General features: G+C 70.5%; 14 protein-coding genes. 10 read left to right on the top strand and 4 right to left on the bottom strand.

The genetic code is table 11. The annotated features are described in order from the left end of the window. Window positions 1-11: 11 nt before the first annotated feature. From CH341_RS02535 to CH341_RS02525, 3 genes are all read left to right on the top strand, one after another. Window positions 12-794 (top strand): NAD kinase, encoded by a 783-nt coding sequence (locus tag CH341_RS02535; protein WP_111417461.1) that lies wholly within the window; start codon window positions 12-14, stop codon window positions 792-794. A gap of 111 nt (window positions 795-905) precedes the next feature. Beyond that, window positions 906-1,454: a response regulator gene (locus tag CH341_RS02530; protein WP_111417460.1), complete on the top strand. Its 549-nt coding sequence runs from the start codon at window positions 906-908 to the stop codon at window positions 1,452-1,454. Window positions 1,455-1,461: 7 nt separating this feature from the next. Next, window positions 1,462-2,079: an Hpt domain-containing protein gene (locus tag CH341_RS02525; protein ID WP_111417459.1), complete on the top strand. Its 618-nt coding sequence runs from the start codon at window positions 1,462-1,464 to the stop codon at window positions 2,077-2,079. 83 nt (window positions 2,080-2,162) lie between these two features. Here CH341_RS02525 and CH341_RS02520 read toward each other — a convergent pair whose 3' ends face one another. Together CH341_RS02520 and CH341_RS02515 are read right to left on the bottom strand one after the other, a co-directional pair. Next, window positions 2,163-3,329: a DUF2336 domain-containing protein gene (locus tag CH341_RS02520; RefSeq protein ID WP_111417458.1), complete on the bottom strand. Its 1,167-nt coding sequence runs from the start codon at window positions 3,327-3,329 to the stop codon at window positions 2,163-2,165. A gap of 293 nt (window positions 3,330-3,622) precedes the next feature. Beyond that, window positions 3,623-4,594 carry a transglycosylase SLT domain-containing protein gene (locus CH341_RS02515; protein WP_170149434.1) on the bottom strand — a complete coding sequence of 324 codons (972 nt, stop codon included), beginning with the start codon at window positions 4,592-4,594 and terminating at the stop codon, window positions 3,623-3,625. Window positions 4,595-4,732: 138 nt separating this feature from the next. Here CH341_RS02515 and CH341_RS02510 point away from each other — a divergent pair, with 138 nt between their 5' ends. From CH341_RS02510 to CH341_RS02495, 4 genes are all read left to right on the top strand, one after another. Further along, window positions 4,733-6,346 carry a hypothetical protein gene (locus tag CH341_RS02510; RefSeq protein ID WP_111417456.1) on the top strand — a complete coding sequence of 538 codons (1,614 nt, stop codon included), beginning with the start codon at window positions 4,733-4,735 and terminating at the stop codon, window positions 6,344-6,346. A gap of 88 nt (window positions 6,347-6,434) precedes the next feature. Continuing rightward, on the top strand, window positions 6,435-8,042 hold the full coding sequence (locus tag CH341_RS02505; protein ID WP_111417455.1) for a bifunctional glycosyltransferase/class I SAM-dependent methyltransferase: 1,608 nt from the start codon (window positions 6,435-6,437) through the stop codon (window positions 8,040-8,042). A gap of 53 nt (window positions 8,043-8,095) precedes the next feature. Continuing rightward, window positions 8,096-8,581 carry a MaoC family dehydratase gene (locus CH341_RS02500; protein WP_111417454.1) on the top strand — a complete coding sequence of 162 codons (486 nt, stop codon included), beginning with the start codon at window positions 8,096-8,098 and terminating at the stop codon, window positions 8,579-8,581. Between the two features lie 10 nt (window positions 8,582-8,591). Continuing rightward, entirely contained in the window at window positions 8,592-9,476 is an 885-nt protein-coding gene (locus CH341_RS02495) for an HpcH/HpaI aldolase/citrate lyase family protein (RefSeq protein ID WP_111417453.1), read from the top strand. Between the two features lie 13 nt (window positions 9,477-9,489). Here CH341_RS02495 and CH341_RS02490 read toward each other — a convergent pair whose 3' ends face one another. Beyond that, window positions 9,490-10,380, bottom strand: coding sequence for an SMP-30/gluconolactonase/LRE family protein (locus tag CH341_RS02490; RefSeq protein WP_111417452.1), 891 nt, complete (start codon window positions 10,378-10,380; stop codon window positions 9,490-9,492). A 73-nt stretch (window positions 10,381-10,453) separates the two neighbouring features. Beyond that, entirely contained in the window at window positions 10,454-10,888 is a 435-nt protein-coding gene (locus CH341_RS02485; protein WP_111417451.1) for a cupin domain-containing protein, read from the bottom strand. Window positions 10,889-11,064: 176 nt separating this feature from the next. On the opposite strand from CH341_RS02485, the gene CH341_RS02480 reads away from it, so the two are divergent. The 3 genes from CH341_RS02480 to panD all read left to right on the top strand — a co-directional run bounded on the left by CH341_RS02480 (window position 11,065) and on the right by panD (window position 12,694). Continuing rightward, window positions 11,065-11,598: an isochorismatase family protein gene (locus CH341_RS02480; RefSeq protein ID WP_111417450.1), complete on the top strand. Its 534-nt coding sequence runs from the start codon at window positions 11,065-11,067 to the stop codon at window positions 11,596-11,598. A gap of 228 nt (window positions 11,599-11,826) precedes the next feature. Beyond that, complete coding sequence (locus CH341_RS02475) at window positions 11,827-12,192, top strand: hypothetical protein (protein ID WP_111417449.1); 366 nt, start codon at window positions 11,827-11,829, stop codon at window positions 12,190-12,192. Between the two features lie 112 nt (window positions 12,193-12,304). After that, window positions 12,305-12,694 carry an aspartate 1-decarboxylase gene (gene panD / locus CH341_RS02470; protein ID WP_111417448.1) on the top strand — a complete coding sequence of 130 codons (390 nt, stop codon included), beginning with the start codon at window positions 12,305-12,307 and terminating at the stop codon, window positions 12,692-12,694. Window positions 12,695-12,742: the final 48 nt, after the last annotated feature.

Raw genomic sequence — 12,742 nt, 5'->3', positions numbered from 1 at the left:
GAGCTGACCGCATGACCCGCCTGCCTGCCGAGATCGAGCGGATCGCCTTCGTGGCCAGCCCGACACCGGAGGCGAACGCCGCCCTGGACAAGCTGGTCCAGCGCTACGGCAATGTCGACCCGGAGGACGCCGACGTCATCGTCGCGCTCGGCGGCGACGGGCTGATGCTCAAGACCCTGCACGTCTTCATGAGCACCGGCAAGCCGATCTACGGCATGCATCGCGGCACCGTCGGCTTCCTGATGAACGACTACCGCGAATACGGCCTCAAGGAACGGTTGCGCGAGGCGGAGGCCACCGTCATCCATCCGCTGGTGATGCGCGTCGTCGACGCCGACGGCCACGGCCACGAGTACCGCGCCATCAACGAGGTGTCGCTGTTCCGCCAGACCTACCAGGCGGCGCGGCTGAACGTGATGGTCGACGGCAAGCAGCGGCTGCGCGAGCTCACGGCCGACGGCATCATGGTCGCCACCCCGGCCGGCTCCACCGCCTACAATCTCTCGACCGGCGGCCCGATCATTCCGATCGGCTCGCCGCTGCTGGCGCTGACGCCGATCAGCCCGTTCCGGCCGCGGCGCTGGCGCGGCGCCCTGCTGCCCGACAGCGCCATCGTCACCATCGAGGTGCTGGAGGCCGACAAGCGGCCCGTCGCCGCGGTCGCCGACCACGACGAGGTGCGCTCGGTCAGCCATGTCGACATCCGCATGGACCACGCGATCGAGATGCTGATGATGTTCGATCCCGGCCACAGCCTCGACGAGCGCATTCTTCGCGAGCAGTTCAGCCACTGATCGTCGACCGAAGCCCGCGCGAGAGCGGGCCGATTAACCTAAACCCTTCCTTAAGCGTTCCGGGCCAGGATGGCGGCAGCCTTCCTGCATCGTGTTCCGCGTGCGTGAGCCATGGTCCGCATCGATTTCAATCGGCTGCGTTTTCTTCTGATCGACGACAACGCGCACATGCGGCGGATCCTGCGCACCCTGCTGCACGGCTTCGGATCGCGCGAGGTGTACGAGGCGGAGGACGGCGCCGCCGGCCTGGAAGCCTTCACGCACAACATCCCCGACATCGTGATCACCGACTGGGCGATGCCGATCTTCGACGGCCTCGAGCTGACCCAGATGATCCGCCAGCCGGGCGCCAACGCCAACCCGTTCGTGCCGATCATCATGCTGACCGGCCATTCCGAGAAAAAGCGCGTGATGGCGGCGCGGGACTGCGGCGTGACGGAATTCCTGGTCAAGCCGATCTCGGCCAACGCCCTCTACCAGCGCATCCTCACGGTGGTCGTGAACCCGCGCCCCTTCATCAAGACCAAGACCTTCTTCGGCCCGGACCGGCGTCGGCTGGTCAATCCCAACTATGTCGGCGTCGAGCGCCGCAAGGGCTCGGCCAAGGCCGAGATCATCCCGCAGCAGGCGCTGCTCGAGCGCGTGAAGACCACCGAGTGAGCGGCAGATGAGCCCCGGTCGACGCGACGGAACCAGGAAGACCGGCAAGTCCGGCGGAACCAAGGTCACGCAGTTCCGCGACCATGCCGTGATCGAGCCGCAGAACCCGCTTCAGAAGGCCTGGGCGCGGCAATCGATCGAAGGCATCGGCAGCGATCCGGTGGCGGACGCCGAGCGCGCGCTGGCGGCCCTGTCGGGCGAGTTCGCCGGCTGGATGGACAGCGAGTGCGAGCGCCTCGACGCCGCCCGCAAGGCGGTCCGCGCCAAAGGCTTCGACGCGGAGACCCGGCAGGCGCTCTATCACGCCGGTCACGACATCAAGGGCCAGGCCGCCACCTTCGGATTTCCGCGCGCCGCCACCGCGGCGGCGAGTCTGTGCCGGCTGATCGAGCGCACGCCCGACGCCCGGCGCATTCCGGTCGACCTCGTCGACCAGCATGTCGACGCGGTGCGGGCGATCGTGCGGGAGCACGGCACGGCGCGGGCCGACATCGTCGCCGAGGCGCTGTCGACGCGGCTTCGCGAGGTGACCGACGAGTTCCTGCGCGCCGAGAACGGCGGCCTGCTCCCCGACGAGGACGAGGTGCTGAGCCCGCCGACCGTGCCGCGTCCCGGCGCCCGCTGAGATCATCTCCGCTCGGCAGTCATCCGTCAGACGCCCAGGATCCCCGAGGCGGCATCCGGCGTCGCATCGGGCGGCGCGGATCGTCACGCCGCGAGGCGGATCCGCATCAGCTCCGCGACGGCTTCCTGCTCGATCTTCTCGCAGACCATCAGGGCTTCCTCGCGCGCCGCCTCGGCGGCGAAGCGGCGCAGCAGCGCGAGCAGCGGCTCCACCTCGCCGATGTCGGACTGTCCGCAGGCGGTGAGCACGCGCTCGACCATGCGGCGGCGCAGGCGGTTGGCTCCGTCGAGATCCGGTCCCTCGCGCCACGCCTCGAGCGCGTGACGGAACGCCGCGAAGGTCGAGCTCGGCAGCCCCGCGCGCGAGAACACGGCCCGGAAGCCGACCCCGGTCTTGTCGTGGACGAGCAGACGCACGCGCCGCAGCGGCAGGTCGGCCAGCTCGGCCAAGGCCTCCTCGAACAGGGCGATGTTCCCGGAGAGGAGCGCGCGGAGAATCAGCCCCGCGGTGAGCTGCCCGCTCTGGCGCAGATGGCGGACCAGCGAGGCGCCCTCGCCCTCCCCGGCCGATGCGGCGAGCGCGATGGTCGCCTTCTCGCACGCCTCGCGGGCGATGTTGCGGGCGTGGTCGTCGTCCATCCAGGCGCGGCCGTGGACGAAGGTCGCCAGCGTCGCCGACAGCCGCGCGATCAGCGACTGACGGCTCTCGACAGGCAGGTCGCGGCGCGCGAACAGCGCCTCGCGCACGGCGCCGAGATGGCCGAAGCGCTCGACCAGCCGGGCGAACGACAACGGTGCGATCTCGGCGTCTGGATTCTCGATCAGCACCAGGCAGGCCTCGGCGCAGGCCACCTCGGCGATCGCGGCGGCGACGGCGCGCGGCAGCGGCGTGCGGCCCGCGATGGCGGTCTGCACTGTCCCGCCGCCGGTGGCGACGAGGTCGACCAGCTCGGCGTCGATGAACAGCGGCGAGCGCGCCAGCACCACGGCCGCGATGTCGGGCCGGTCGTTCGCCAGCATATGCAGCACCGTCGCGGGCGCCTCCTCGCTGGGCGCCAGAACGCCCGCCAAGGCGCCGCGCACCAGCGGCGACACGTCGTCGGCCAGCATCACCATGACGCCTTCGATGGCGCCGCGCTCCTCGTCCGGCAGATCGGAATAAAGATAGGCCCGCGCGAGTGCGCTGGTGGCCTCGGCCCGCTCGCCGGCGGGCGCGGTACGGACCCACTGCAAAAATTGGCGGACGATCATGTCTCGACCCGACGCGACTGAGGACAGGACTTGTCCGACGGGATGGGCCCGATCGGACCGGAACTCGGGATCGGCACCGGATTCGGACGCCTCTCTCCCCACGTGCATCAGCCTAACCGCCGGGCCTTAACAAAGGGTTCACCATAAATCTTTGTCTTTGTTGCTGAAATGTTAACGCCCGTAAGCCCGCCCGACGATGCGGCGGAGCCGATCGCAGGCCTCGGAGGCGACGGCTTCGGTGGGATCGCGGCTGATCAGAAACGGTGCCGAGGTCGAGGCTGCCCCTGGCCGCCTCACCCGCGTTTGCCGAACAGGCCGGCGACGTTTCCGGCCGGCGCGGAGAACAGCTCGCCGGCGCGGCTCGGCTCCGTCGCCGTGATCGAGCCCGTGGCGGACTGGCTGACGGCGCCGCTCAAGGCCGCCGCCACATGCGGCCGCGCGGTCCAGAGATCCGTGATGAAGCGCGATACGCCCGGCCGCTCCGGCTCGTTCTGGAACAGGCTGTGGAACAGCGGCGACGACACCGCGCGGGCGGCCTCGGGCTGGTATGTGGCGCTCGCGAACTGATCCGGGTCGAGGCGCTCGGTCGCGGCAACCGCCTTGGCTGGCTGCACGGCGGAGGCGATCTGGGTGGCGCTCGCGCGCGCCTGGTCGAAGCGGCCGACCAGCACGCCGTAGACCTGGGCGAAGCTGCGCGGCTCGCCGCTGCGGTCGTAGAAGATCGAGTGGTTGGCGGTGGCCGCGTTGGGAAAGGCTTCGGCCGCGATGCCGCTCGGATTGCGGCCGGCCTCGGTGATCATCCGGGCGGCGCCGCCGGGTCCGAGAAAATGGGCGATGTAGAGCTCGCCGTCGGTCGGCGCGCGGCCGATCAGCGACTCGACCTTGTTGGCGTTGCGCTGCGTGAAGGCGCCCGCCATCGCGGCGTTGGCGTTCGCATCGGTGCGCAGGTTCATCACGTCCTGCTTCAGGCTCGCATCCGTCACCTCGTAGCGACCCGACGGCGCCTTGGTGATGGCATCGGCGTAGCGCCCCAGGCCGAGCGACGGTCCGGCCTCCTTCAGCATCATCAGCCAGGTCTGATCGATGAACTGAAACAGTCCGCGCGCCGACGAGCTCGTCGACGCCGCATTCGGATTGAGGTCCGACTCGACCTTCGCAGTCGCCAGCAGATAGCTGAAGCTCGCACCCGTGGACCGCGAAGCGCTGCTGATCGCGTCGTTGACGGCCCATCCCGAGGTCGATGACGTTGCGCCGAGAACGGTCAAGATCAGCCTGCGAAGCGTGGCCCGAGTCGGCCCATGACGACGCCTGGAAAGGTGGGCCATTATGGTAAACAAAGTATGAATCGACCCGCTTCCGGACCGCTCCCGCGCGCCCCCGCCCAACCGCTTGCAGGAGACGAGATGACGCCGCCCGAACGCACGCCGCGCGCCTATCTGGCCTGGCGGATCGGCGTCGCCCTGATCGTGCCGATCGGGTTCGGCCTCTACGCCGTCCGGCTCGGCCGCGACGCCAACTGGGACCTGCAGAACTATCACTGGTACAGCGCCTATGCCTTCCTGACCTGGCGCTACGAGCATGACGTCGCGCCGGCGTTCGGGACGAGCTTCTTCGCGCCGATGCTCTATGTCCCCTGGTACGTGATCGGAACGCTGCTGCCCGCCCGCGCCCTCGGCTTCGTCATCGGCGCCGTGCAGTCCGCCAACCTGCTCGTGCTGTACGGGCTGGGACTGGTGACGCTGCCGATCGCACGGCGCCTTTGGCGCGAGATAGTCGCGCTGGGGCTCGCGTTCGCCGGGATGTGCGGCGGCATGTCGCTCGGGCTGCTCGGCACCACCTTCGTCGACAGCATCGTCAGCATCGGCCTTCTCGGCAGCCTGTGGGCCGTGGTCGCTGGATTGCCGGTCCTGGCAGACGGGCCACCGGCGCAAGCGGCCAGGCGCGCCGCGCTCGCCGCCGTCCCGGCCGCACTCGCGATCGCCGGCAAGCTCGCGATCGGTCCCTTCGTGATCGGCCTGGCGGCCGGCCTGCTGGCGATCCGGGCCCCACTGCGGCGGCGCCTTTGGGTGCTGCTGTGGTTCGGAATCGGCGGGGCGCTCACGGCGGCGGTCGCACTCGGGCCCTGGCTCGTTCATCTGTGGTCGACCGTGGGGGCGCCGTTCTACCCGTTCTTCGCCCGCGCGTTCGGCTCGCCCTATGCCGGCGGCGCCTGGAGCTTCGACCGCTGGCATCCGGACCGTTTCAGCGACGTCTTCGTCTACCCGTATCTGTTCGCCACCCGCGGCATGCGGGTCGCCGAGATCTGGTTCCGGGACTTTCGGGTGTGCGTCGCCTATTTCCTGATCCCGGTTGCGCTCGCCCTGCGGCTTCTCCGGCCGCCGGCGCAGCGCCCACCTCTCCCGGCCGGGCTCGGCGTCATTCTCGTCTTCATGGCGGTCGGCTACGTGCTGTGGCTGGCGATGTTCTCCTACTATCGCTACGCCGTCGTCCTGGAGCTCGTCGCACCGCTCGCCACCGCGCTCGCCCTCATGGCCGTGCCGGCGCCCTGGTGGAGCCGGGCCGCCGCGGTCGGCGCCATGCTGGCCGGCGTCGTGATCACGACCCAGCCGGCCGACTGGGGCCACCTGCCCTGGACCGACCGCTTCATCGAGGTGGAGGTTCCGCCGATCGAGAGCCCGCGGAGCGCGACCGTGCTGCTGAGCGATCAGCCGACCACCTTCCTGGTCCCGTCGCTGCCGCCCGATGTGGCCGTGATCGGCATCGACATGGCGGTTTGGACGGGCGGCAACCCGCCAGCCTGGAGCGACCTGATCCGACGCCGGCTCGCGGCGCGCTCGGGCGCCGTCTACGCCGTCATGCTGGCCGGCCGAGAGACCGCCGCCGCCGACCTGATGCGGCCCTTCGGGCTCGCTCTCGACAGGGCGCGCTGCCGGCCGATGCGGAGCAACCTGCCGGCCGCCGGGCTGCCGGCGGTCGCCACGCTGATGTTCTGCGCGGCCGACCGCCGGTCGCCTTGACGGTATTTTGGCGCACCGCCACAGTGCGGCCTGCCCGGCCGTCGGCCGGATCGCGCTTCACCGCCGCCGTTCCGGAAGTCCCCGCGTCATGACCGACCCGCACCGGCTGCGGCTGCTCGTCCTGATCGTCGCCTACGAGGCGGAAGCGACCATCGCGGGCGTGCTGGAGCGCATCCCGCCCGGCTTGGCGGAGCGCTTCGACGTCGAGATCCTGGTGATCGACGACGCCTCGCACGACGGCACCTTCGCGCGCGCGCAGGCGAGCCGCGGGCCCGACACGCCGTTTCCGCTGCACGTGCTCGTCAATCCGCAGAACCAGGGCTACGGCGGCAACCAGAAGATCGGCTTCCACTTCGCGCTGGAGCGCGGCTTCGACGCCGTCGCGCTGGTGCACGGCGACGGCCAGTACGCGCCCGAATGCCTGCCCGACCTGCTGGAGCCGCTGCGCGCCGCTACGGCGGACGCCGTGATGGGATCGCGGATGATGACGCGCGGCGGCGCCCGGGCCGGCGGCATGCCGCTCTACAAGCGCGTCGGCAACCGCCTCCTCACCGCGCTGCAGAACGCCATCCTGCGCGCCCGGCTCAGCGAGTATCATTCCGGCTACAGGCTGTACGCCACCGCGGCCTTGCGCCGGATCCCGTTCGACCTGAACAGCAACGGCTTCGATTTCGACACCGAGATCATCGTGCAGCTGCTGATCGCCGGCCAGCGCATCCGCGAGCTGCCGATCCCGACCCATTACGGCGACGAGATCAGCCGCGTGAACGTCTTCGGCTACGGCTGGCGGGTGCTGGTCGCCGCCGCGGTGGCGCGACTGCAGGAGGTCGGGCTCTTCTACGACCGCAAATACGATTGCCGTCCCGGCGACCCCGAGGCGCGGCTCGACCTGCCGCGGCTCGACTACGACAGCCCGCACCGCCGTGCCCTCGCCCTGCTGCGGCCCGGCGCACGCGTGCTGCTGCTCGGGCGCGGCCACCGGTTCGCCGACGTGCTGCGCGAGCGCGGCTGCTCGGTCACGGCGATCGACGGCCCGGCCGGTCTGGTGCGGCGGCGCCCGGCGGAGCTCCCGAACGACGACGGCCCGGGGCCCGAGGACCTGCCCGGCTCACTCGACGCCTTCGACGTCGTGCTGCTGCTCGACGGGCTCGACCGGGTCCATGCGCCGGAGCGCTTCGTCGACCGGCTGCGCGAGGCGGCGCGCCGCGCCCCGCACGTCACCGTCATGGTGAGCAGCGCCAATGTCGGCTTCGTCGTGACCCGGCTGATGCTGCTCGCCGGCCAGTTCAATTACGGCCTGCGCGGCATTCTCGACATGAGCCACCACAGGCTGTTCACGGCCCGCAGCCTGCGTCGCCTGCTCGAGCAGGGCGGCTTCATGGTGACGGCGGTGCACGGCGTGCCCGTGCCCTTCCCGGTCGTGTTCGGCGACGGTCCCGCTGGCCGCCTGCTGCTGGCGCTCAACCGCGTGCTGATCCGTCTCAGCCGATCGCTGTTCGCCTATCAGATCGTCGCCGTCGCGACACCGCGGCTGTCGCTCGACCAGTTGCTCGCCGCCGCGGAGACCCGGTCGCAGGACCGTCTGGCCGCCGAGCCGGAGGCAGCGGCGGTCGACGATGACGGACGGTCGACGCCGTCCGACCGGAGAATGCCTGACGCGGGAGCCGCCCGTCCCCGTTATGATGGACGCTCCTGAACAGGCGCAGGCCGCCGGGCCGTGCGCTCCCAGAGCCAGGAGGAGCGAGAGGAATGTCCCACGCAACGGCCGTCAGGCACCCGCGCGGCGGACTCTTTTTCGAGGATTTCGTCGTCGGCGAGGTCGTGGAGCACCGCTATCGGCGGACCGTGACCCAGATGGACAACATGCTGTTCTCGAACATGACGCTGAACCCCCAGCCGCTCCATATCGACCGGCATTTCTGCGAGAACGAGACCCAGTGGGGCCGCCCGCTGATGAACTCTCTGTTTACCCTGGGGCTGATGATCGGCATGTCGGTGTCGGACCTCTCCTGCGGGACCACCATCGCCAATCTCGGCATGACCGACGTGGTGTTCCCGCACCCGCTGTTCGAGGGCGACACGCTGCGGGCCCAGACCGAGGTGATCAACAAGCGTGAGTCGGCGTCTCGCCCGAATGCCGGCATCGTCGAGCTCCACCACCGCGCCTTCAACCAGAACGACAAGCTGGTGGCGGAATGCCGCCGGCAGGTCTTCATGGTCAGGCGACCCGCCTGAGGAACAACCCATGCGCTCCCTGCTGTTCGTTCCGGCCGATGCCGAGAAGAAGCTCGCGAAGGCCATGGAGTCCGGCGCCGACGCCGTCATCGTCGATCTCGAGGACTCGATCTCGGCGGACCGCAAGGATGCGGCGCGCGAGGCCGCCGCCGAGTTCGTCGCCGCCGTGTCGGAGTGGCCGTCCCGCCCCCGCATCCTGGTGCGTGTGAACGGGCTCGAGACCGGCCTCACCGACCAGGATCTCGACGTCGTGATCCGGGCCCGGCCGGACGGCGTCATGCTGCCCAAGGCCGAGGGCGGCCAGGCGATCATCCATCTGGACGCGAAGCTCGCGGTCCGCGAGGCGGTCGCCGGCCTTTCGGACGGCCATGTGGCGGTCTACGCCATCGCCACCGAGACGGCGCATGCGCTGTTCGTCGCCGGCAGCTATCGCGGCGCGAGCCGCCGCCTGGCCGGCCTCACCTGGGGCGCCGAGGATCTGGCGGTCGAGCTCGGGGCCGAAGCCAACCGTGACGCCGACGGGCGTTTCCTCGACGCGTTCCGGCTGGCCCGCACCCTCTGCCTCGCCGCCGCGGCGTCGGCCCGGGTGCAGGCGATCGACACGGTCGCGGTCGACTTCCGCGACGAGGCGCGGCTGCGGCGCGAATGCGAGGAGGCACGGCGCGACGGCTTCACCGGCAAGATGGCGATCCATCCGGGCCAGGTGCCGGTGATCAATGCCGTGTTCACGCCCGCCCCCGAGGCGGTGGCGAAGGCCGAGGCGATCGTCGCCGCCTTCGCGGCGCAGCCGGGCGCCGGCGTGGTCGGTCTCGACGGCGTCATGTACGACCGCCCGCACCTCGTCCGCGCCCAGGCGCTGCTGGCCCGGGTGAAGGAGCTCGAAGGCGCGGCGTAGCGGCGGGTCCGGCTCACCCGGGTAGGGTCGCCTCGAGGATCTGTCCGCTCTCGGATTCGGTCATCAGCAGCGTGCGTCCGTCCGGACGCAGCACCGCATTGGTGAGGGTGCGGCCGGCGCAGGAGCGCACCCGATACAGCGGCTCGCCGAGCGGCGAGAGCACCCAGGCGCTGCCGTGGCCGGGATCGCAGACGATCACCCGGCCGCCGCGATCGACCACCAGCCCGTCCGGCCCGGAGACTCCGCCGGGAAGCTGCGCGAACACCTGAGTCTTCGATGCCAGCGCCGAAGGCGCCAGTGGCACCCGCCAGACCTGGCAGGCGCGGGTGAGCGCCAGATAGGCGTGCGTGCCGGCCGGGTTCACGGCGACGCCGTTGGGCGAGGCGGCGTTGCCGATCAGCCGGTCGAGCCGGCCGTCGGGCCACAGCCGATAGAGCCGGCCGCTCGGATCGTGCATGCCGGTCTGGCCCTGGTCGGTGAACAGCACCGAGCCGTCGGGCAGCAGCGCGAGGTCGTTGAGCCCCTTGAAGCTCTCGCTGTTCACACTGGTGGAGACGGGATGGATGGTGCCGGACTCCGGATCGATCCGCAGCAGCCCGCGACGATAATCCGCCACCAGCAGGCTGCCGTCGGCCCCCACCTTCATGCCGTTCGGCCAGCCGTCGTATTCGTGCACGAGGCTCCAGCGTCGGCTGGCGTCGATCGAGAAGATGCGGCCGTAGGGAATGTCGGCGACGTAGAGCGTGCCGTCGGGGGCCAGGCACGGCCCCTCCAAAAAGCTGTCGACCACCGCGCCCGGCTTGTTGGCGGCACCCCAGTCGGTCGGGCGCGGCCGACGGAAAATCTCGGGCAGGCTGGAGAAGACGCGGCTCTCGATGTCGGTCGGCGGCGTGAACCAGGTCATGGGGGCGGCTGCGCTGGACGGCTGGCGGGAGCCGCAGCCTAGCCGAGACGGGCGCGTCCCGGAAGCAGCGCCGTCACGCCGGCTCGATGTGGCCCCACAGCTCGTCCCAGATGGCGCCCGTCATGTCGGTGACGCGCCCGTCCTGCTCGAAGAACTTGTTCGGCACCTGGAGGAAGGCGAGCGTGATTCCCCCCTCGGGAGACCAGGCGGAGTGGCGGCTGCCCGCCTCGCGCCAGATGAACTCGCCCTGCTTGGCCTCCAGGCCTGTCGCCGGCCCCTGCTTGTCGACCAGATGGCCTTCGAGGATGAAGGTCTGCTCGATCGCGACGTGCTCGTGGTCCGGCAGGGTGGCGCCGGGCGCGAAACGGAACAGCGTGGTGATCAGGCCGGTGCGCCGGTCGATCATCAGTGGCTTCACCTCGCAGCCGGGAAAGCGTGTCTTCCGCCACTCCATCTCGGCGGGCTTCACGACGTGCGAATGCGCGTCGACCGCGGCCGTTTGGTCCATCCGTCTCTCCTCTCGCTCCGGGGGTCGGCTCACGCCGAGCGCAGGCCAGCGTCTCACTGTCCCCGTGAGCGGGCAAGCCACATGCCGCGGCGCCCTGCCCGATGTCGCGCCGGCGCGTTCCGCGCTAGGATTCGCCAGCGGCGGTCCGGCCCGACCGCGAGCGTCGGAGGACATCCGTGCCGATCATCGACCCCAAGCGCTCGACCCTCGTGGTGATCGACTTCCAGGAGCGACTGATGCCGGCGATCGCCGAGGGCGACGCGGCGGTCGCCAATGCGCGCCGCCTGCTCGACGCCGCCGAGATGATGGGAATCACGGTGGTGTACACCGAGCAGAACCCCAAGGGCCTCGGCGGCACCGTCGCGGCGCTGCGGGCCGAGCGCAATCCCGTCGTGCACAAGGCGACGTTCGATTCGGTCCGGGCTCCCGGCTTCCTGGCCGCGCTCACGCCGGCCCACGCCCTGGTGGTCGCCGGCTGCGAGGCGCATGTCTGCGTGTGCCAGACCGTGCTGGGCCTGCTGGCGATCCGGCGCCAGGTCTATGTGGTGCGGGACGCGATCGGCGCACGCCGGGCGGAGAGCAAGGAGACGGCGCTCCGCCGCATGGAGCGCAACGGCGCCGAGATCGTCACCACCGAGATGGTCCTGTTCGAGTGGCTGGAGACGGCCGAGCACCCCCGCTTCCGCGACGTCGTGGCGATGGTGAGGTAGAGCCCGGACCGTCGGCGGTGCGCCCGTTCGGACTGGCGCCATACTCGAGTATCCAGGAATTCGCTGCCCGGGTAAGCCGTTGGAGTCACGGCGCGGACTCTGGTGCCGGCGGCGCCGGAGAAAACCTCCCCGAACAAGCCACGTCCGTGCCGTGATCCATCATGGTGCCGCCGGACTTCCTCCCGACCATGCCATGGTTAACGAGTCACGCTCGTCGGGGGGCTGAGCATGATCGTGCTGGACTGGCTGTTGCTGGCTTGCGTCGGCGGCTTCGTGGCGACGGCGGCGGCGACGAGCGTCTTCGAGCGAAGGCGCGAGACGACCGCGCCATCCCAGGCGTCGCCGCACCACGGCGGGTTGTGGAGCATCGCGGAAGCCGGCTGGGTGGACCCCCGGCGGGCGCGCCGGCTCCGCTTCGAGCGGTCGATGGAGACGGGCGGCCCTGCGGCCGTCCCGGCCTATGTGGTGCAAGTCCGTTGGTGCGACGAGGTCCGTTGGTGCGACGAGGTCCGCTGGTGCGACGAGGTCCGCTGGTGCGACGAGGCCCGCTGGTCCGACGACGCCGGGGAAGCCGAACCGGCGCAAACGACCTGATCCGGGCCGCCCGTCGCTCCGCGCCGCCCGTCGCTCCGCGCCCGGCTCGTAGCGGCCCTGCCGGGCCGCCCGGCCGGTTGGCAGGGCCGGCAAAATCTGGCATGGAAACGCCATGCATATCCGGATGTTCTGGTCCAAGATCCACCGCGCGACGATCACGCATGCCGACCTCCATTACGAGGGAAGCTGCACGATCGATGCCGACCTCATGGACGCGGCGAAGATCCTGACGAACCAGGAGCTGCACGTGTGGAACGTCACGCGCGGCACCCGCCTCGTCACCTATGCGATCGAGGGCGAGCGCGGCTCCGGCGTGATCTGCATCAACGGCGCGGCGGCGCACGGCAACAAGCCGGGCGACCTGGTGATCCTGGCGACCTTCGCCGAGATGACCGCCGACGAGGCCGAGCGCCACGTTCCGACCGTCGTCCAGGTCGATGCCGAGAACCGCATCGCCCATATCCGCGACGAGCTCCCCGGCCCGGCCCTGCGGGCGATCTGAGGTCGCCTCCTGGTCGCGTGGGCAAAGGCGCGGAACGCGCCGTGCCCA

Origin of the sequence: Rhodoplanes roseus, assembly GCF_003258865.1 — a bacterium.
Classification (GTDB): domain Bacteria; phylum Pseudomonadota; class Alphaproteobacteria; order Rhizobiales; family Xanthobacteraceae; genus Rhodoplanes; species Rhodoplanes roseus.
Note: the sequence above shows the minus strand (reverse complement) of the source record. Positions and strands in the feature narration are given on the sequence as shown.